The organism is Rhodococcus sp. IEGM 1381 (assembly GCF_030056795.1).
Taxonomy (GTDB): Bacteria; Actinomycetota; Actinomycetes; order Mycobacteriales; family Mycobacteriaceae; genus Rhodococcoides.
The window spans coordinates 81,917-98,895 of sequence record NZ_JASHKQ010000004.1 but is presented as its reverse complement, the minus strand read 5'-3'; the positions used below and the strand labels follow the sequence as shown (position 1 = coordinate 98,895).

General features: G+C 64.4%; 16 protein-coding genes. 10 read left to right on the top strand and 6 right to left on the bottom strand.

Features of this window, described 5'->3' with window-relative positions; all coding sequences use genetic code 11:
- Positions 1-19: 19 nt before the first annotated feature.
- Both sufB and QM797_RS13835 read right to left on the bottom strand, forming a co-directional pair.
- The gene (gene sufB / locus QM797_RS13840) at positions 20-1,465 is read right to left on the bottom strand and encodes a Fe-S cluster assembly protein SufB (protein ID WP_283276203.1); all 1,446 of its coding nucleotides are present in this window, start codon (positions 1,463-1,465) and stop codon (positions 20-22) included.
- A complete protein-coding gene (locus QM797_RS13835; protein ID WP_502942344.1) occupies positions 1,462-2,166 on the bottom strand; it encodes a helix-turn-helix transcriptional regulator in 705 nt (234 codons plus the stop codon). Before QM797_RS13835 ends, sufB begins: the two co-directional genes overlap by 4 nt.
- A 364-nt stretch (positions 2,167-2,530) precedes the next feature.
- Here QM797_RS13835 and mptB point away from each other — a divergent pair, with 364 nt between their 5' ends.
- The 4 genes from mptB to QM797_RS13815 are packed head-to-tail and all read left to right on the top strand — an operon-like array spanning position 2,531 to position 6,963.
- Positions 2,531-4,183: a polyprenol phosphomannose-dependent alpha 1,6 mannosyltransferase MptB gene (gene mptB / locus QM797_RS13830; protein WP_283276305.1), complete on the top strand. Its 1,653-nt coding sequence runs from the start codon at positions 2,531-2,533 to the stop codon at positions 4,181-4,183.
- Entirely contained in the window at positions 4,180-5,124 is a 945-nt protein-coding gene (locus tag QM797_RS13825; RefSeq protein ID WP_283276201.1) for an ABC transporter ATP-binding protein, read from the top strand. The genes mptB and QM797_RS13825 overlap by 4 nt, the downstream gene beginning before the upstream one ends.
- Complete coding sequence (locus tag QM797_RS13820) at positions 5,121-5,921, top strand: ABC transporter permease (protein WP_283276200.1); 801 nt, start codon at positions 5,121-5,123, stop codon at positions 5,919-5,921. The genes QM797_RS13825 and QM797_RS13820 overlap by 4 nt, the downstream gene beginning before the upstream one ends.
- Positions 5,922-5,976: 55 nt before the next feature.
- A complete protein-coding gene (locus tag QM797_RS13815) occupies positions 5,977-6,963 on the top strand; it encodes a COX15/CtaA family protein (RefSeq protein ID WP_283276199.1) in 987 nt (328 codons plus the stop codon).
- 138 nt (positions 6,964-7,101) lie between these two features.
- Here QM797_RS13815 and QM797_RS13810 read toward each other — a convergent pair whose 3' ends face one another.
- A complete protein-coding gene (locus tag QM797_RS13810) occupies positions 7,102-7,473 on the bottom strand; it encodes a hypothetical protein (protein ID WP_283276198.1) in 372 nt (123 codons plus the stop codon).
- Positions 7,474-7,609: 136 nt separating this feature from the next.
- Between QM797_RS13810 and QM797_RS13805 the strand changes: the two genes are divergently transcribed.
- Positions 7,610-8,575 (top strand): quinone oxidoreductase family protein, encoded by a 966-nt coding sequence (locus tag QM797_RS13805; RefSeq protein WP_283276197.1) that lies wholly within the window; start codon positions 7,610-7,612, stop codon positions 8,573-8,575.
- Positions 8,576-8,598: 23 nt separating this feature from the next.
- On the opposite strand, the gene QM797_RS13800 is transcribed toward QM797_RS13805, so the two are convergent.
- On the bottom strand, positions 8,599-9,606 hold the full coding sequence (locus tag QM797_RS13800; RefSeq protein WP_283276196.1) for a heme o synthase: 1,008 nt from the start codon (positions 9,604-9,606) through the stop codon (positions 8,599-8,601).
- A 415-nt stretch (positions 9,607-10,021) separates the two neighbouring features.
- Here QM797_RS13800 and tkt point away from each other — a divergent pair, with 415 nt between their 5' ends.
- From tkt to pgl, 5 genes are read left to right on the top strand one after another with little or no spacing between them, the layout of a single operon-like run.
- Positions 10,022-12,121 (top strand): transketolase, encoded by a 2,100-nt coding sequence (gene tkt, locus QM797_RS13795; protein WP_283276195.1) that lies wholly within the window; start codon positions 10,022-10,024, stop codon positions 12,119-12,121.
- A gap of 3 nt (positions 12,122-12,124) precedes the next feature.
- On the top strand, positions 12,125-13,249 hold the full coding sequence (gene tal, locus QM797_RS13790) for a transaldolase (protein WP_283276194.1): 1,125 nt from the start codon (positions 12,125-12,127) through the stop codon (positions 13,247-13,249).
- Positions 13,250-13,255: 6 nt separating this feature from the next.
- Positions 13,256-14,812: a glucose-6-phosphate dehydrogenase gene (gene zwf, locus QM797_RS13785; RefSeq protein WP_283276193.1), complete on the top strand. Its 1,557-nt coding sequence runs from the start codon at positions 13,256-13,258 to the stop codon at positions 14,810-14,812.
- Complete coding sequence (gene opcA / locus QM797_RS13780) at positions 14,809-15,717, top strand: glucose-6-phosphate dehydrogenase assembly protein OpcA (protein WP_317564187.1); 909 nt, start codon at positions 14,809-14,811, stop codon at positions 15,715-15,717. The genes zwf and opcA overlap by 4 nt, the downstream gene beginning before the upstream one ends.
- Positions 15,710-16,456, top strand: coding sequence for a 6-phosphogluconolactonase (gene pgl / locus QM797_RS13775; protein WP_283276191.1), 747 nt, complete (start codon positions 15,710-15,712; stop codon positions 16,454-16,456). Before opcA ends, pgl begins: the two co-directional genes overlap by 8 nt.
- Positions 16,457-16,466: 10 nt before the next feature.
- On the opposite strand, the gene QM797_RS13770 is transcribed toward pgl, so the two are convergent.
- Both QM797_RS13770 and QM797_RS13765 read right to left on the bottom strand, forming a co-directional pair.
- Positions 16,467-16,628 (bottom strand): hypothetical protein, encoded by a 162-nt coding sequence (locus QM797_RS13770; protein ID WP_283276190.1) that lies wholly within the window; start codon positions 16,626-16,628, stop codon positions 16,467-16,469.
- 60 nt (positions 16,629-16,688) lie between these two features.
- Positions 16,689-16,955 carry a hypothetical protein gene (locus QM797_RS13765; RefSeq protein ID WP_283276189.1) on the bottom strand — a complete coding sequence of 89 codons (267 nt, stop codon included), beginning with the start codon at positions 16,953-16,955 and terminating at the stop codon, positions 16,689-16,691.
- Positions 16,956-16,979: the final 24 nt, after the last annotated feature.

Here is a 16,979-nt window from a genome sequence, read left to right as displayed (position 1 = left end):
CGGTGAGGGGGTTGTTCACTTATCCGACCGACCCTTCCATCTGCAACTCGATGAGCCGGTTGAGCTCGAGCGCGTATTCCATCGGCAGTTCGCGAGCGATCGGCTCGACGAATCCGCGGACGACCATCGCCATCGCCTCGTCCTCGGTCATGCCGCGGCTCATCAGGTAGAACAGCTGATCGTCGCTCACCTTCGAGACGGTTGCCTCGTGACCCATCGACACGTCGTCTTCACGGATGTCGACGTACGGGTAGGTGTCGGACCGACTGATCGTGTCGACGAGCAACGCATCGCATTTGACGGTCGAGCGAGAGCCGTACGCGCCCTTGTTGATCTGGATCAAACCGCGGTAGGACGTCCGTCCACCGCCGCGGGCAACGGACTTACTGACGATGTTCGACGACGTGTGCGGCGCGAGGTGCAGCATCTTCGAGCCGGTGTCCTGATGCTGGTCCGGGCCGGCGAACGCGACCGAGAGAACCTCGCCCTTGGCGTATTCGCCGGTCATCCACACAGCGGGGTACTTCATGGTGACCTTGGAGCCGATGTTGCCGTCGACCCACTCCATCGTCGCGCCTGCTTCTGCCTTGGCACGCTTGGTGACCAGGTTGTAGACGTTGTTCGACCAGTTCTGAATGGTCGTGTAACGGCAACGGCCACCCTTTTTGACGATGATCTCGACTACAGCGGAGTGCAGCGAATCCGACTTGTAGATCGGGGCGGTGCAGCCCTCGACGTAATGCACGTATGCACCCTCGTCGACGATGATCAGTGTTCGCTCGAACTGACCCATGTTCTCGGTGTTGATCCGGAAGTAGGCCTGCAGCGGAATGTCCACGTGGACGCCCGGCGGGATGTAGATGAACGATCCACCGGACCACACCGCGGTGTTCAGTGCGGAGAACTTGTTGTCGCCTGCGGGAATGACGGTGCCGAAGTACTCGCGGAACAGCTCCGGCTGCTCCTTGAGTGCGGTATCGGTGTCGAGGAACAACACGCCCTGCGCCTCGAGATCCTCACGGATCGAGTGGTAGACGACCTCGGACTCGTACTGAGCGGCGACACCGGAGACCAGGCGCTGCTTCTCGGCTTCGGGGATGCCGAGCTTGTCGTACGTGTTCTTGATGTCCTCGGGCAGGTCTTCCCACGTCGCAGCCTGCTTCTCGCTGGAGCGCACGAAGTACTTGATGTTGTCGAAGTCGATGCCGTCGAGATTCGAACCCCAGTTGGGCATCGGCTTGCGCTCGAACGTCTTGAGAGCCTTCAGGCGTGCCTCGAGCATCCATTCGGGCTCGCTCTTTTTCTGCGAGATGTCCCGAACGACGGCCTCGGAGAGACCTCTCTTGGCGCTTTCACCGGCTACGTCCGAGTCGGCCCAGCCGTATCCGTACGTGCCGAGCGAGGCGATGGTCTCGTCCTGAGTCAGCGGCGCGGTGGGTGTCACCTGGTCTGGTGTGACGGTCATGCGGGCTCCTTCCGGAGGCTTGGGCGTTCTCCGACACGGGGCTGCGCGCCGGAAGTCTTCTTGTCGGAACTATCGGTGTTCGAGTACCGCGTCGGTGACAGCGGTACGTGCGTCGTGCAGGCGCAATTGCCGTTGGCGATGGTCGCCAAACGTTGCACGTGTGTGCCGAGAATCTCTGCGAACGCGGACTGTTCCGCTTCGCACAGCTCCGGAAACTCCGAGGCGACGTGCGATACCGGGCAGTGGTGCTGGCAGATCTGCACGCCGTTGCCTACCTGACGCGTAGTGGCAGAGAACCCGGCCGCGCTGAAGGCGTCGGCGATTCGCTCCGCCGCATCCTCCACGGAGTGCGAATCGGGCCCCGATGCCGGTTCGACATCGGCCACGATGGTGTTCACGCGTTGCCGGGCGAACGTCTCGATGGCCGCGTCTCCGCCGATCTTGCGGAGTTGCCGCATTGCGGCACTGGCGAGATCGTCATAGGTGTGGCCGAGGCGGTTACGCCCGGCGGCCGTGAGCTGAAAGTGCTTTGCCGGTCGACCGCGGCCACGCTGACGCACCCCTGCCGGGGTGGTGATTCGAGCCTCGCCGGCATCGATGAGCGCATCGAGATGACGTCGGACACCTGCCGCACTCAATCCCAGCCGCGTGCCGATGTCGGAGGCCGTGATGGGGCCCTCTTCCAGCAGTAGAGTGACCACCGCACCCCTGGTCTGTCCTTCGGGGAGCGAGGGCTGTCGAACCGACGGCGCGCCTGCGCCGGCGGTCGAGGAATCGACACTCCCCGGACGCGCGAACGTGCTTTCGGTTGTTTTCACAACACCAGTGTGACGGAATTGTTTTGCCTGGTCCACCAAGGGCGCCCTATGCCGGTCGCGATCCGCGTTCCATCGCGCTCGGGAGGACGGTGCGGGCGTCGGACACGAGCACAGCTACGCTCCCATTGTGTCATCGACCGACAGTGAGCAGAGTTCCGAACGCTCACGATTCACGGGCAGAGCACGTCGGCAGATCGGTACCGACGACTCGAGATCGGCGCTCGGACAGAGTCTCCATCGATACGTCGTGGCCCCCGCACGCCGAGTCATCGGACTCGAACCCACTCCACCGGGTGGCGTGGTGGCCACTCTGCACGGAGACGAGCCAGAAGCGCCGGGGCTGGATCCGGCAGAGACGGTTCAGCTCCGCAACATTCGCCGCTTCGGAGCGGCAGGGGCACTGCTGATGACGATCGGTGCCCTCGGTGCCGGAGCGCAGCCTGTGCTGCAGAACCCCGTCGCCGGAGTTCGATTCCTGAGCCTGCCGTCCCGCATGGCCAGCTCCGCCCTGACGGTCACGATGACCGGCACCGTCGTTGTGGTGATCGCATGGTTGCTGCTGGGCAGGTTCGCCCTGGGTCGGACGCGATCCGGAAGCATTCCGCGGCGACTCACCAGATCGCAGATGGACCGCACGCTGCTGTTGTGGATTCTGCCGCTGTGTGTTGCGCCACCGATGTTCTCCCGTGACGTGTACTCGTATCTGGCGCAGAGCGAGATCACCGCGCGTGGTCTCGATCCGTACGAGGTCGGCCCCCAGACTGCACTCGGTGCGGACAACGTGTTGACCCGTACCGTTCCCAACATCTGGCGCGAAACTCCGGCGCCCTACGGTCCGCTGTTTCTGTGGATGGGCCGCGGAATCACCTACCTGACCGGTGAGAACATCGTCGCCGGCATCTTTCTGCATCGCCTCCTCGCGCTGGCGGGCGTCGCGCTGATCGTCTGGGCTCTGCCGCGGCTGGCCCGGCGCTGTGGGGTGGCCTCGGTGAGTGCGCTCTGGCTCGGTGCCGCAAATCCACTGCTGCTGTTCCATCTGGTTGCCGGAATTCACAACGAGGCCCTGATGATCGGGCTCATGCTCGCGGGCACCGAGCTCGCGCTGCGGGCCGTCGAACGCTCAGGAGCGATGCGGAGGACCGACGTCGCCTTCCTCGTCGGCGGAGCGGCACTGATCGCGCTGTCGTCGACGATCAAGATCCCGTCTCTGATCGCGCTCGGCTTCGTCGGAATGGCGCTGTCGAGGCGGTGGGGCGGGACCCTCCGATCCGTGGTGTACGTGGCAGTCCTGTTCGGCACGATCGCCGTCGCGGTGCAAGTCGCCGTCAGCCTGGTTAGCGGACTCGGATTCGGTTGGATCGACACGCTGGGCACGGCAGGGGTCGTACGCAGCTGGATGTCCATCCCTACGATCCTCGGCTTGGGCACCGGATTCGTAGGAGTACTGCTCGGCCTCGGCGACCACACCACCGCCGTGTTGGGCCTCACTCGTCCGATTGCGGCCGTCGTTGCCGGCGTCATCGTCGTCCGCATGCTGATCGCAGTTCTGCGTGGGCGACTGCATCCGGTCGGCGCACTCGGCGTGGCTCTGGGCGCAGTAGTGCTGCTGTTTCCTGTGGTGCAACCCTGGTACCTGCTGTGGGCGGTCATTCCGTTGGCCGCCTGGGCCACGACGCCGTCGTTCCGTCGACCTGCGATCGCGTTCTCGTCTCTGGTCAGCGTCATCCTGATGCCGAACGGCAGTGAGTACCTGCCCTTTCAGATCGTGCAGGCCGCGGTGATGACGATCCTGACCATCGCGGTGTTGTACCTGCTGACACGAAACCGTATGCCGTGGCCCACACGCACCGGACCACCGGCACGCGACCGCGGTGCCGACGAATACGCTGAGTCCTCGTGAACTCCGGGACGTCGAAAGCAGCGCCACCTGTCGTGCAGCTCAGCGACGTGCGCAAGTCGTACGACGGCGTCGCCGCCGTCGACGGCCTCAGCCTCGATATCGGCCCCGGCGAGGTCCTTGCGCTCCTCGGACCGAACGGTGCCGGCAAGACCACCACCGTCGAGATGTGCGAAGGCTTCGTCGTCCCAGACAGCGGGTCGGTCCGCGTCCTCGGACTCGACCCCATCGCAGAGTCGGCGCAACTGAGGCCGCGTATCGGCGTGATGCTCCAGGGCGGCGGCGCGTATCCCGGTTCCAAAGCCGGTGAGATGCTCGAGCTCGTTGCGTCGTACTCGGCCGACCCGCACGATCCGGCGTGGCTGCTCGACTGTCTCGGTCTGACCTCGGCTGTTCGCACCCCGTATCGGCGCCTCTCCGGCGGACAGCAGCAGCGGCTCGCGCTGGCCTGCGCCATAGTCGGGCGTCCCGAACTGGTGTTTCTCGACGAACCGACTGCTGGTCTCGACGCACAGGCCCGGCTGCTGGTGTGGGAGCTGATCGACGCATTGCGGCGCGACGGTGTGGGTGTGCTGCTCACGACGCATCTCATGGACGAGGCCGAGCAGCTGGCGGATCGGCTGACGATCATCGACAACGGCCGCGTCGTGGCTTCGGGTTCGCCTTCGGAACTGACCAAACAGGGTGCCGAGGGCCAACTGCGCTTCACCGCTCCCCCTGGTCTCGAACTCTCGATGCTCGACGCTGCGCTCCCCACGGGGTACGTACCGTCGGAACCGACGCCCGGGTCCTACGTGGTGTCGGGTGTGATCGAGCCGCAGATACTGGTGATCGTCACGTCCTGGTGCGCCCGGCAGGACGTCTTGGCCACCGAGATCCAGGTCGACCAGCGCCGCCTCGAGGACGTGTTCCTCGAACTGACCGGTAGAGAATTGAGGAAGTGACGGTGCGCAGAGAAGCCCGGCTCGCCGACAACCGATTCGAGACGGGTCTGTTCGCGCCTCGTCCACAACCGGCCTCGGCGTCGCGAATGCTGTTCGCGCAGACCCGCCTCGAACTGAAGTTGCTGCTTCGCAACGGCGAACAGTTGCTGCTGACGATGTTCATCCCGATCACGTTGCTGATCGGTCTCACTCTGCTGCCGTTCGGTGCACTGGGCGACGACCGAGTCGCCCAGGTGGTGCCTGCGGTGATGATGGTGGCCATCATGTCGACGGCGTTCACCGGCCAAGCCATCGCGGTCGGTTTCGACCGCCGCTACGGCGCGCTCAAACGGCTCGGTGCAACACCGCTTCCGCGCTGGGGAATCATCGGCGGCAAATCCGCTGCTGTAGTGATCGTCGTGATCTTGCAGTCGATTCTGCTCGGCTCCATCGGCGTCGCTCTCGGTTGGCGTCCGACCGCCACGGGCCTGTTGCTCGGTGCCGTGATCATCGCCCTCGGGACCGTCACCTTCGCGTCCATGGGATTGCTACTCGGTGGCACGTTGCGGGCGGAGATCGTGTTGGCACTGGCGAACATCGCCTGGTTCGTGATGCTCGGCATCGGCAGCGCGGTCTTCGTGGACGATCAGATTCCCCAGGGCGTGCAGAACGTTGCTCGCATCGTTCCGTCCGGAGCGCTCGGTGAGGCACTGAGCCGCGGCGTCTCGTCGTCCTTCGACGTGTTCGGCGTGGTCGTGCTGCTGGTGTGGGCAGCGGTGTGCAGCACTCTCGCGGTCCGCACATTCAAGTTCACCTGACGCCGGCTCACCACCCAACGACGCTGTGTAGTTGATCGGCGTTTACCATCGTGGTGTGCTGTACAGAGCGTTCTTGCGCGTCGTCGATCTCTTTCCTCTGCCGTCGTTTCGGGTGCAGCTAATCCTGGCGTTCGTCGCGATAGTGACCCAGGGCGGCATCGCCGTCACCGGTGCAGTCGTGCGAGTGACCGGTTCCGGCCTTGGGTGCCCCACCTGGCCGCAGTGCTTTCCCGGCAGCTTCACTCCGGTCGGTGTGTCCGAGGTCCCCGTGCTGCATCAGGCCGTGGAGTTCGGAAATAGACTGCTCACATTCGTGGTGGTGCTCGCGGCCGCCGCCATCGTCGTCGCGGTCACACGTGCACGGCGTCGTCGCGAGGTGCTGTTCTTTGCGTGGTTGATGCCGCTCGGCACCGTCGTACAGGCCGTGATCGGCGGATTCACAGTGTTGACCGGGCTGCTGTGGTGGACGGTCGCCGTTCACCTCGTCGTCTCGATGGCCATGGTCTGGTTGGCCACGCTGCTGTACGCCAAGGTGGGCGAGAGCGACGCAGCATCCGAATCGACCCCCACTGTCCCGGCTGCGCTGCGCGCCCTCGTCGGACTGTCCGGTGTGGCCCTGACCGGTGTGCTGATCGCGGGCACGATGGTGACCGGGGCCGGTCCTCACGCCGGCGACAAGAGCATCGAAGAGCCGGTGCCACGTCTCGGCATCGAGATCGTGACGCTCGTTCACGCTCATTCCCAGTTTCTGGTCGGCTACCTGGCCCTGTTGGTCGGGCTGGGATTCGCGCTGTACGCGGTACGTGCGCCGAGTGCGGTCAAGCGTCGCCTGCACGTTCTGATCTCGTTGGTGCTGGCTCAATCTCTGATCGGATTGGTGCAGTACTTCACCGGCGTCCCGGCAGTGCTCGTCGCCTTTCACGTCGCCGGAGCGGCTGCGTGCACTGCTGCGACCGCGGCCGTCTGGGCTGCCTGCCGTGCCCGCGGCCCAGTGGACAGCGCACGAACCCCGGACGTCGAGGGCATCGCTGTCGGCTCGTGAACTCGCGTCCGGCTTCGAACAGGGTGGAGGGGTAGCCGACCTCCCCCTCAGATGGCCGACTGCCCCTCCAATGACTTCGACGCACCGAATACCGAGATGGTTCCCGCCGGATCGAAGAAGTTTCGAAACGTCTTTCGCTCAGACGATCGCTTGGTTGCGCGCCTTGGGGAACTTCTTCTGATGCGCGACCCAGCCGGCCATCTTCTCGTAATGGCCCGGAGCCGGGTTGACGGAGCTGACCAGTTCTCGGTCCCATTCGGCCTCGGTCAGTTCGTCGAACTCGTCCACGACGGCACGGGCGATGGCAGGAGTGTCAACCACCTGGTCGCCGAGCACTCCGTCGGCAGCGACCATGGTGAACCGGGTTCCGGCGCGGCCGATGGGCTGAATCACGACCTGAGCAGAATTGCCGTGATCGGCGAGAAAACTCTTCACTGCCGCCCGCGTTCCCTTGGGGACGTCGTTCGAAGTGTTCTTCTCGATGCCCGCACTGTCGATTTCGGTAGCCATGCGGACACGATACCGAGCTGGTCCACCGTCCCCACATCGACCCACCCACTCGTTACTGATCGGTAACTTCGGCCGATCCCGCTCACCACACACATCCGGGTGCCGTGGTGCAGAACGCCCGTGTAGAACGGTGTTCATGCGAGCCATTCGAATAGACAACACCGGTGGGCCCGAGGTCTTGACGGTCGTCGATCTCCCGGTGCCGACACCTGGAGCCGGCCAAATCCTGGTCCGGACCGATGCCATCGGAATCAACTACATCGACACCTACTTCCGTCGCGGCCTGTACCCACGCGCGTTGCCGTACGTTCCCGGCGACGAAGGGTCAGGGGTGATCGATCAGGTCGGCTCGGACGTCACCGACTTCGCTCCAGGACAGCGCGTTGCGTGGGCTGCGGCACCCGGTAGCTACGCCGAGTACGTGCTGGTCGACGCGTCGTCGGCCATCGCGGTTCCCGACGGCGTTCCTGCAGATCAGGCCGCGTCGGCGCTACTGCAGGGCATGACGGCGCACTATCTTATCGAGTCCACGTACCCCGCTCAGCGGGGTGACACCGTGCTTGTCCACGCCGGAGCGGGCGGCGTCGGGATGATCTTGACCCAGCTGGCGGTGGCCAAAGGCGTGAACGTGATCACGACGGTATCGACGGACGCGAAGGCCGAAGTCTCGAAACGCACCGGTGCAGCGCACGTGCTCCGGTACGACGACGACATCGCCCTACGCGTTCGCGACATCACCGACGGCGAAGGAGTGCACGCGGTGTACGACGGCGTCGGCGCGGACACGTTCGAGGCCAGCATGGCATCGCTTCGGATCAGGGGCACGCTGGCCCTGTTCGGTGCCGCCAGCGGTCCGGTGCCGCCCTTGGATCCGCAGCGTCTCAACGGCGCAGGTTCGCTGTTCCTCACCAGGCCTACGCTCGCGCATCACATACGGGACCGAGCCGAACTCGAGTGGCGGGCCGGTGACGTGTTCGCAGCGATGGCGAGTGGAGCGCTCACGGTCCAGGTGGGTGCGCACTATGCACTCGAGGACGCGGCGCAGGCCCATATCGATCTCGAGTCACGCAAGACGACTGGGTCCATCGTTCTGGTCCCCTGATCCGGCTCTCGGCGGACGCTCGCTCAGGAGAAGATCTGGGCGAGCGTTTGCCAGCCGAGCACCGAGTCCACGGCAAGGCCGCAGAACACCAGGGCCAGGTACTCGTTGGAAAGGATGAACAACTTCAGCGGTTTGACCGGAGTTCCGGCTCGAACTCCCGCGTACAGGCGATGAGCGACGACGAGGAACCATGCTCCCGAGGCCACGGCGACGACGGCATAGATGACGCCCGAGCCCGGTGCCAGGGCCAGGGTGGCAGCAACGGTCGCCCACGCGTAGAGCACGATGTGCTTGGTGACCTTGGTTTCCGAGGCGACAGCCGGCAGCATCGGCACGTTCGCGGCCTGGTAGTCCTCCTTGTAGCGCAACATCAGCGCCCAAGTGTGCGGCGGTGTCCACAGGAAGATGACCAGGAACATCACCAGCGCCTGCCAGCCGATCGTTCCGGTCACGGCGGACCAGCCGATCATCACGGGCATGCATCCGGCCGCGCCGCCCCACACCACGTTCTGTGAGGTGCGCCGCTTGAGGATCAGCGTGTAGACGAAGATGTAGAAGCAGATCGTCACGATCGCGAGAACGCCGCTGAGAAGGTTCGTGGTGGCCCACAACCAGAAGAACGAGAACACACCGAGAACGAGCCCGAAGACGAGCGCGTGCGACACCGGCATGGCACCACGGGCGAGCGGGCGCTTCTCGGTGCGCTTCATCACCTTGTCGATATCGGCGTCGACCACCATGTTCAGGGTGTTCGCACTGGCTGCAGCGAGCATGCCACCGAAGAGCGTTGTGAGGATCAGCCATGGATCGACGTGACCGCGGTCGGCCAACAGCATCGCAGGGATGGTTGTCACCAGAAGGAGTTCGATGACGCGCGGCTTCGTCAGCGCGACATACGCGAGGAGGAGAGCAAACGCTCGACGCGGGGCAGACGTCACCGGTGCGGCCTCCGCGGCCTCACCCTGATCGTCGGCTCCGAATCCGGGGCCGCCGGCGAATCCGTGTCCGCCCGGCTGCTGCCCAATTCGCACTGCGTCTCCTTGCACGACTGTCATTCTCTGGCGCTGGGCCACTTGCTCACGCGCCACCGGCACGCGGGTTCACTCTGCACGACGACCATGGACGCCGGCGCGCACGTCCGGTTGCCACGACCCGAAAGCTGGCACCGGATCCGACGCACGTGCCTCTACTACACACGATGGTAGACGGCAGGGTTTGTACCTCCAATTCGCAGGGCACCCAAAGTGAGCAATATGTCGTCTACGAGTAACCCGCGCGCAACCGGCCGGGGGAAGGCACGACAGTAGGGTCGGACAGAACTAGGCTGGTGGAGGACGTCCTTCGGTACCGACCGTGTACGTGCTCCACTCAGGCGCACGGCAGTCGCAGCCGAGCGACGAATTCCACAGAGCCACAACTCGAACGAATGTCAGGAGATTTCTGCTCGTGTCGATCACAAACGATATTGACGTCCTCACCACGGCGCACCACCCGAGCGACTGGACGGACCTGGACACCCGAGCGGTCGACACCGTTCGAGTTCTGGCAGCGGACGCAGTGCAGAAGGTCGGCAACGGCCACCCCGGAACCGCGATGAGCCTGGCCCCCCTCGCGTACACCCTCTTTCAGCGAACCATGCGCCACGACCCCACCGACACGCACTGGATCGGCCGCGACCGATTCGTTCTCTCGTGCGGCCACTCGAGCCTGACCCTCTACCTGCAGCTGTACTTGGGCGGTTTCGGACTCGAACTGACAGACATCGGGGCGCTGCGCACCTACAAGTCGAAGACCCCCGGGCACCCGGAATTCCGCCACACCGACGGCGTCGAGATCACCACCGGACCGCTCGGTCAGGGACTTGCCTCCGCCGTCGGCATGGCGATGGCGGCACGCCGCGAGCGTGGACTGTTCGATCCCGAGCCCGCTCTCGGTGACAGCCCGTTCGATCACTTCATCTACGTGATCGCCTCCGACGGCGACATCGAAGAAGGAATCACGTCCGAGGCGTCGTCCCTCGCAGGGACCCAGCAGCTCGGCAACCTGATCCTGTTCTACGACGACAACAAGATCTCGATCGAGCACTCCACCGACATCGCACTCTCCGAGAACACGGCTGCGCGTTACGAGGCCTACGGCTGGCACGTTCAGGTTGTCGAGGGCGGCGAGAACGTCACCGCGATCGAAGAGGCTGTCGAGGCGGCCAAGGCCGTCACCGACAAGCCGTCGATCATCGTGCTGCGCACCATCATCGGCTTCCCGGCTCCCACCATGATGAACACCGGTGCCGTCCACGGTGCTGCGCTCGGCGACGAAGAAATCGCCAAGGTCAAGCAGGCACTCGATTTCGACCCCGCCAAGACCTTCGAGGTCACCGACGAGGTGATCGGGCACACCCGCAAGCTGCAGGAACGTGGCCGCGCGGCCCACGCCGAGTGGACCACCCAGTTCGACGCCTGGGCTGCACGCGAGCCCGAGCGCAAGAAGCTGCTGGACCGCCTCACCCAGGGCACGTTGCCCGAGAACTGGACCGACGTACTTCCCACGTGGGAGGCCGGCGGCAAGGCCGTCGCCACGCGTGCGGCGTCGGGCGAGGTCCTCAACGCGGTCGGGCCGGTTCTGCCCGAACTGTGGGGCGGCTCCGCCGACCTCGCAGGCAGCAACAACACCACCATCAAGGGTGCCAAGTCCTTCGGCCCCACGTCGATCTCCACCGACGACTGGGACGCCGAGCCGTACGGGCGCACGCTGCACTTCGGCATTCGTGAGCACGCGATGGGTGCCATCCTGTCGGGCATCGTCATGCACGGTCCGACCCGTGCCTACGGTGGCACGTTCATGCAGTTCAGTGATTACATGCGGCCGGCCGTTCGGCTCGCTTCGCTGATGGACATCGATCCCATCTATGTGTGGACCCACGATTCCATCGGCCTCGGCGAGGACGGCCCGACGCATCAGCCGGTCGAGCACCTCGCGGCACTGCGGGCGATTCCCAACCTGTCGGTCGTGCGTCCCGGTGACGCCAACGAAACCGCTTTTGCATGGCAGGCAGTGCTGGCCAAATCCAGCAGCAGCGGACCGGTCGGTCTCGCGCTGACGCGTCAGGGCATCCCGATCCTCGACGGCACCAGCTTCGAGGGCGTCTCGAAGGGTGGATACATCCTCGTCGAGTCCTCCAAGGCGACACCGGACGTCGTGTTGATCGGTACCGGCTCGGAGCTGCAATATGCAGTCGAAGCGCAAAAGCAGCTCGAGGCCCAGGGCATTGCTGCCCGCGTGGTGTCGATGCCGTGCGTCGAGTGGTTCGAGAGCCAGGACCAGAACTACCGCGACCAGGTCATCCCGCCGACGGTCAAAGCACGCGTGTCGATCGAAGCAGGCATTGCCATGCCGTGGTGGAAGATCGTCGGCGGTTTCGGCGAAATCATCTCGCTCGAGCACTTCGGCGAATCTGCAGATGCTGCAACACTTTTCCGTGAGTTCGGCTTCACCGCCGAGGCCGTCACCGCAGCCGCTCAGCGCTCCATCACCAATGTGAAGGGATAATTCATGACCCAGAACAAGAATCTTGCAGAACTGTCCGCCGCCGGAATCTCGGTGTGGCTGGACGACCTGTCCCGTGATCGCATTCGCTCGGGCAACCTGAAGGATCTCATCGACACCAAGAGCGTCGTCGGCGTCACGACCAACCCGTCGATCTTCCAGGCCGCCCTGAGCAAGGGCGACGCCTACGACGAGCAGGTCACCAAGCTGGCCGGCGAAGGTGCCGACGTGGAGACCACGATCCGCACCGTTACGACGGACGACGTCCGTGAGGCGTGCGACATCCTGATGCCCCAGTACGAGGCCAGTTCAGGCGTCGACGGCCGCGTGTCCATCGAGGTCGATCCCCGCATGGCACACGACGCGGACAAGACATACGAGCAGGCCGTCGAACTCTGGAAAATCGTCGACCGCCCGAATCTGTTGATCAAGATTCCGGCGACCGAAGAAGGCATTCCCGCCATCGCCAAGGTGGTCGGTGAGGGCATCAGCGTCAACGTGACGCTGATCTTCTCCGTCGAGCGCTACGAACTGGTGATGAACGCGTACCTCGAGGGTCTCGAGGCCGCGCGCGCTGCCGGTCACGACCTCGACAAGATCCACTCGGTCGCCTCGTTCTTCGTCTCCCGAGTCGACAGCGAGATCGATTCCCGTCTCGATGCGATCGGCACCCCCGACGCAGAGGCACTCAAGGGCAAGGCCGCTCTGGCCAATGCGCGTCTCGCCTACGTGGCGTACCAGCAGATCTTCGAGGTCGCTCCGCGTTTCCGCGAGCTCGTCGGTAGCGGCGCGCGTCCGCAGCGTCCGCTGTGGGCGTCGACAGGCGTGAAGTCCGACGCCTACCCCGACACCATGTACGTCACCGAGCTCGTCTCACCGAACACGGTGAACACGATGCCGGAGAAGACCATGGACGCGGTTGCCGATCACGGTGAGGTCGTCGGCGACACCGTCTCGGGCAAGGGACCGGAATCGCAGGAGATCTTCGATCGCATCTCTGCTCTCGGGATCGACATCACCGATGTCTTCCTGACGTTGGAGAACGAAGGCGTCCAGAAGTTCGAGTCGGCCTGGAACGAGTTGCTCGAGGCCACCGGCGAGCAGCTTCGCCGAGCAGGCCAGAAGAGCTGACCGACTGTGCCCACCGCAGAAACCGAACCTCTCCAATCAGCGGACTGGCTCAACCCACTCCGCGACGCGCGAGACAAGCGGCTGCCCCGCATTGCGGGCCCGTGCAGCATGGTCATCTTCGGAGTGACCGGCGATCTCGCTCGTAAGAAGCTCATGCCTGCGGTGTACGACCTGGCGAACCGGGGGCTACTACCCCCCGGTTTCGCCCTGGTCGGGTTCGCCCGACGGGAATGGCAGAACCAGGATTTCGCACAGATCGTGCACGATTCCGTCCGTGATCACGCGCGAACTCCGTTCAGCGAAGAAGTGTGGAACACCCTCGCCGAGGGGTTCCGATTCGTTCAAGGTTCGTTCGACGACGACGCCGCTTTCGACGAGCTGTCGCGAACTCTGACCGAGCTGGACGAAACCCGCGGCACCGGGGGCAACCACGCCTTCTACCTGTCCATCCCGCCCAGTGCATTTCCCGTTGTGCTCGAACAACTTTCGCGGTCCGGTCTGGCTCAGAGCCAGGACGGGAACTGGCGACGTGTCGTCATCGAGAAGCCGTTCGGCCACGACCTGCAGAGTGCGAAAGAACTCAATGCGATCGTGAATCGAGTTTTTCCCGAGGACACCGTGTTCCGCATCGATCATTACTTGGGCAAGGAGACAGTGCAGAACATTCTGGCACTGCGCTTCGCGAACCAGTTGTTCGATCCGATCTGGAATGCGCACTACGTCGACCACGTTCAGATCACGATGGCCGAGGACATCGGATTGGGCGGTCGCGCGGGGTATTACGACGGCATCGGTGCAGCCCGTGACGTCATCCAGAATCACCTCCTCCAGCTACTCGCCATTACCGCGATGGAGGAGCCGGTCAGCTTCAATCCCAAGGAGCTGCAGTCCGAGAAGATCAAGGTGCTCTCGGCAACGAAACTCGCCGAGCCGCTCGATCGGACGTCCGCCCGTGGTCAGTACTCCGCGGGGTGGCAGGGCAGCCAGAAGGTGAAGGGGCTCAAGGAAGAAGAGGGTTTCGACTCCGAGTCCAACACCGAAACCTACGCGGCCATCACCTTGGAGGTGGACACTCGACGTTGGGGTGGAGTGCCGTTCTATCTCCGCACCGGCAAGGCACTCGGGCGTCGAGTCACCGAGATCGCCATGGTGTTCAAGCGCGCACCTCACCTGCCCTTCGACGCCACGATGACCGAGGAGCTCGGCCAGAACGCGTTGGTCATTCGAGTTCAGCCGGACGAGGGTGTGACCATGCGGTTCGGCTCCAAGGTTCCCGGATCGGGCATGCAGGTGCGCGACGTCAGCATGGACTTCAGCTACGGGCAAGCATTCACGGAATCCTCGCCGGAAGCCTACGAGCGTCTCATTCTCGACGTGTTGCTCGGTGAGCCGTCGCTTTTCCCCGTCAACGAAGAAGTAGAACTGTCGTGGAAGATTCTCGATCCGATTCTCGATTTCTGGGCCTCGGGCGGTACCGCGGAACCGTACGAGGCCGGCACCTGGGGTCCTTCCTCGGGTGACGAGATGATGCAGCGCACCGGACGCGAATGGAGAATGCCGTGATTGTCGACATCCCCGCCACCACGACGGCCGAGGTCGGCAAGAAGTTGGTGGAGGTTCGCGAGGCAGGCGGCGCAGTGACCATCGGCCGCGTGTTGACCTTGATCGTCGCCAGTCGCGATCCGGCCAAGGCCGAACGGGCGATCGACGCAGCGAACGAAGCGAGCCGCGAGCATCCGTGCCGCGTCATCGTGCTCATCCACGGCGACCGATCGGCCGAGTCGAGCCTCGACGCACAGATCCGCGTCGGGGGTGACGCCGGTGCGTCGGAAGTCGTAGTACTGCGTCTCAATGGTGAACTCGCCGATCACGAGCACAGTGTGGTCATTCCGTTCCTGCTGCCCGACACTCCGATCGTGGCGTGGTGGCCGGACGAAGCACCGGCCGTTCCAGCAAAGGACCCGTTGGGACGCTTGGCAATTCGACGGATCACCGATGCCACGAACTCGCCCGACACCACCGCTGCGATCAAGGGACGGCTGAGCAGCTACACCGAGGGCGACACCGATCTCTCCTGGAGTCGCATCACGTACTGGCGCGGTCTGTTGGCCACGGCCCTGGACCAGGCTCCGTTCGAGGCCGTCGTCTCGGCAACGGTGTCGGGACTGGCAGAGGAGCCGGCACTCGACATCTTGGCCGGTTGGCTTGCCGCGAAACTCGACGTACCGGTGTATCGCCGAGCGGGTGAACTGAAAGTGGAGCTGATCAGAGAGACCAGCAGCATCTCGCTGACGCGTCCGCAAACCGGGAAGACCGCAACGTTGCGGCGCACCGGCCAGCCCGACGCCGAAGTCGCACTGGCACGGCGCAACACTCGAGAGTGCCTTGCCGAGGAACTGCGCCGACTCGACACCGACGAGATCTACGAGCTTGCCCTGCACGGACTGTCGAAAGTGAGCTATGAGTAAGATATCGATCCTTCAGTACCTGGACGCGCAGGCATTGGTCGATGCCGCGCGGTCTCGATTCGTCGAGGTCGTCACCGCCGCGCAGGCCGAGCGAGGCGCGGCTTCGGTGGTGCTCACCGGCGGTGGCACGGGAATTGCGTTGTTGGAGGCGCTGCGCGACGATTCCGGATCGATCGACTGGGGCAAGGTCGACATCTACTTCGGCGACGAGCGCTTCCTGCCCTCGGGTGACCCAGAGCGCAACGAGGTACAGGCCTCGCAGGCTCTGCTCGACCACGTCGACGTTCATCCTGATCGAGTCTTCCGGATGGCTGCGTCCGACGGACCACACGGAAGCGATCCCGAGGTGGCCGCAGCGACGTATGCGCAGATCCTCCACTCTCGCTCCGAGGGAGAGCCGACACCTGCATTCGACATCCACCTGTTGGGTATGGGAGGCGAGGGTCATATCAATTCGCTGTTCCCCCATACCGATGCCGTACGTGAAGAGCATCGCTACGTCGTCGCGGTCGAGGACTCCCCCAAGCCTCCACCGGTTCGCATCACGCTGACGCTGCCCGCGGTTCGCCGCGCACAGCACGTGTGGCTGCTCGTATCAGGAGCGAACAAAGCCGACGCTGTCGCAGCTGCGGTAGGTGGGGCCGATTCGGCTGAGGTCCCATCGGCCGGCGCACTGGGTACCGAGGCAACCGTGTGGTTCCTCGACTCGGGCGCAGCCTCCAAGTTGGACGCTGTCTGATCCCTCACGACTAGTCGGTTTCGGCTGCGTCGGGGTCACGTCCCTGCCGCTCGCCGTCGTAGTAGCCGACGTCCCAGGCACGTCCTGGTTTCGACCGACGGATCCGCCTACCGTTCGTGCGGTAGGCGGATCCGTCGCGCCAGGCATCGGTGTCGTTGCTGCACTGCCTCATACCTCGTTGGACGCGACCCGCCGCCGACGGGTTCCGCGAATTGCCAGACCGCTACGCACGTCAGAACATCCACGCGAACAGCGACCCGAGCGGAATGACCGTCCATACCATCGCGTATGCCAGGCCGAACGCGTGCGCGATTCCCGCCGCCACCACGACGGTCGTCCACGCCCACACGGTGCCCCGTGCAGACTCGGTGCGGTCGCGTTCGTCCGCCACCGTCCGTTTGGCAAGCAGCCAGAACCCTATCCACAGCACCCACGCCGCAACGGCAACCAGCTGCGTCCCGAACAGGTGCAGCAGGGACAACACTCTGCTCGACGACATCGACGCGGCGCGCGAGTAGAACTA

Excerpts from the sequence above, each read along its gene's own strand:
- QM797_RS13805 (WP_283276197.1), top strand. The coding sequence starts at position 7,610 with ATGCGAGCCATTCGAATAGACAACACCGGTGGGCCCGAGGTCTTGACG.
- QM797_RS13810 (WP_283276198.1), bottom strand. The coding sequence starts at position 7,473 with ATGGCTACCGAAATCGACAGTGCGGGCATCGAGAAGAACACTTCGAAC.
- QM797_RS13765 (WP_283276189.1), bottom strand. The coding sequence starts at position 16,955 with ATGTCGTCGAGCAGAGTGTTGTCCCTGCTGCACCTGTTCGGGACGCAG.
- tal (WP_283276194.1), top strand. The coding sequence starts at position 12,125 with ATGACCCAGAACAAGAATCTTGCAGAACTGTCCGCCGCCGGAATCTCG.
- QM797_RS13770 (WP_283276190.1), bottom strand. The coding sequence starts at position 16,628 with ATGAGGCAGTGCAGCAACGACACCGATGCCTGGCGCGACGGATCCGCC.
- sufB (WP_283276203.1), bottom strand. The coding sequence starts at position 1,465 with ATGACCGTCACACCAGACCAGGTGACACCCACCGCGCCGCTGACTCAG.
- pgl (WP_283276191.1), top strand. The coding sequence starts at position 15,710 with ATGAGTAAGATATCGATCCTTCAGTACCTGGACGCGCAGGCATTGGTC.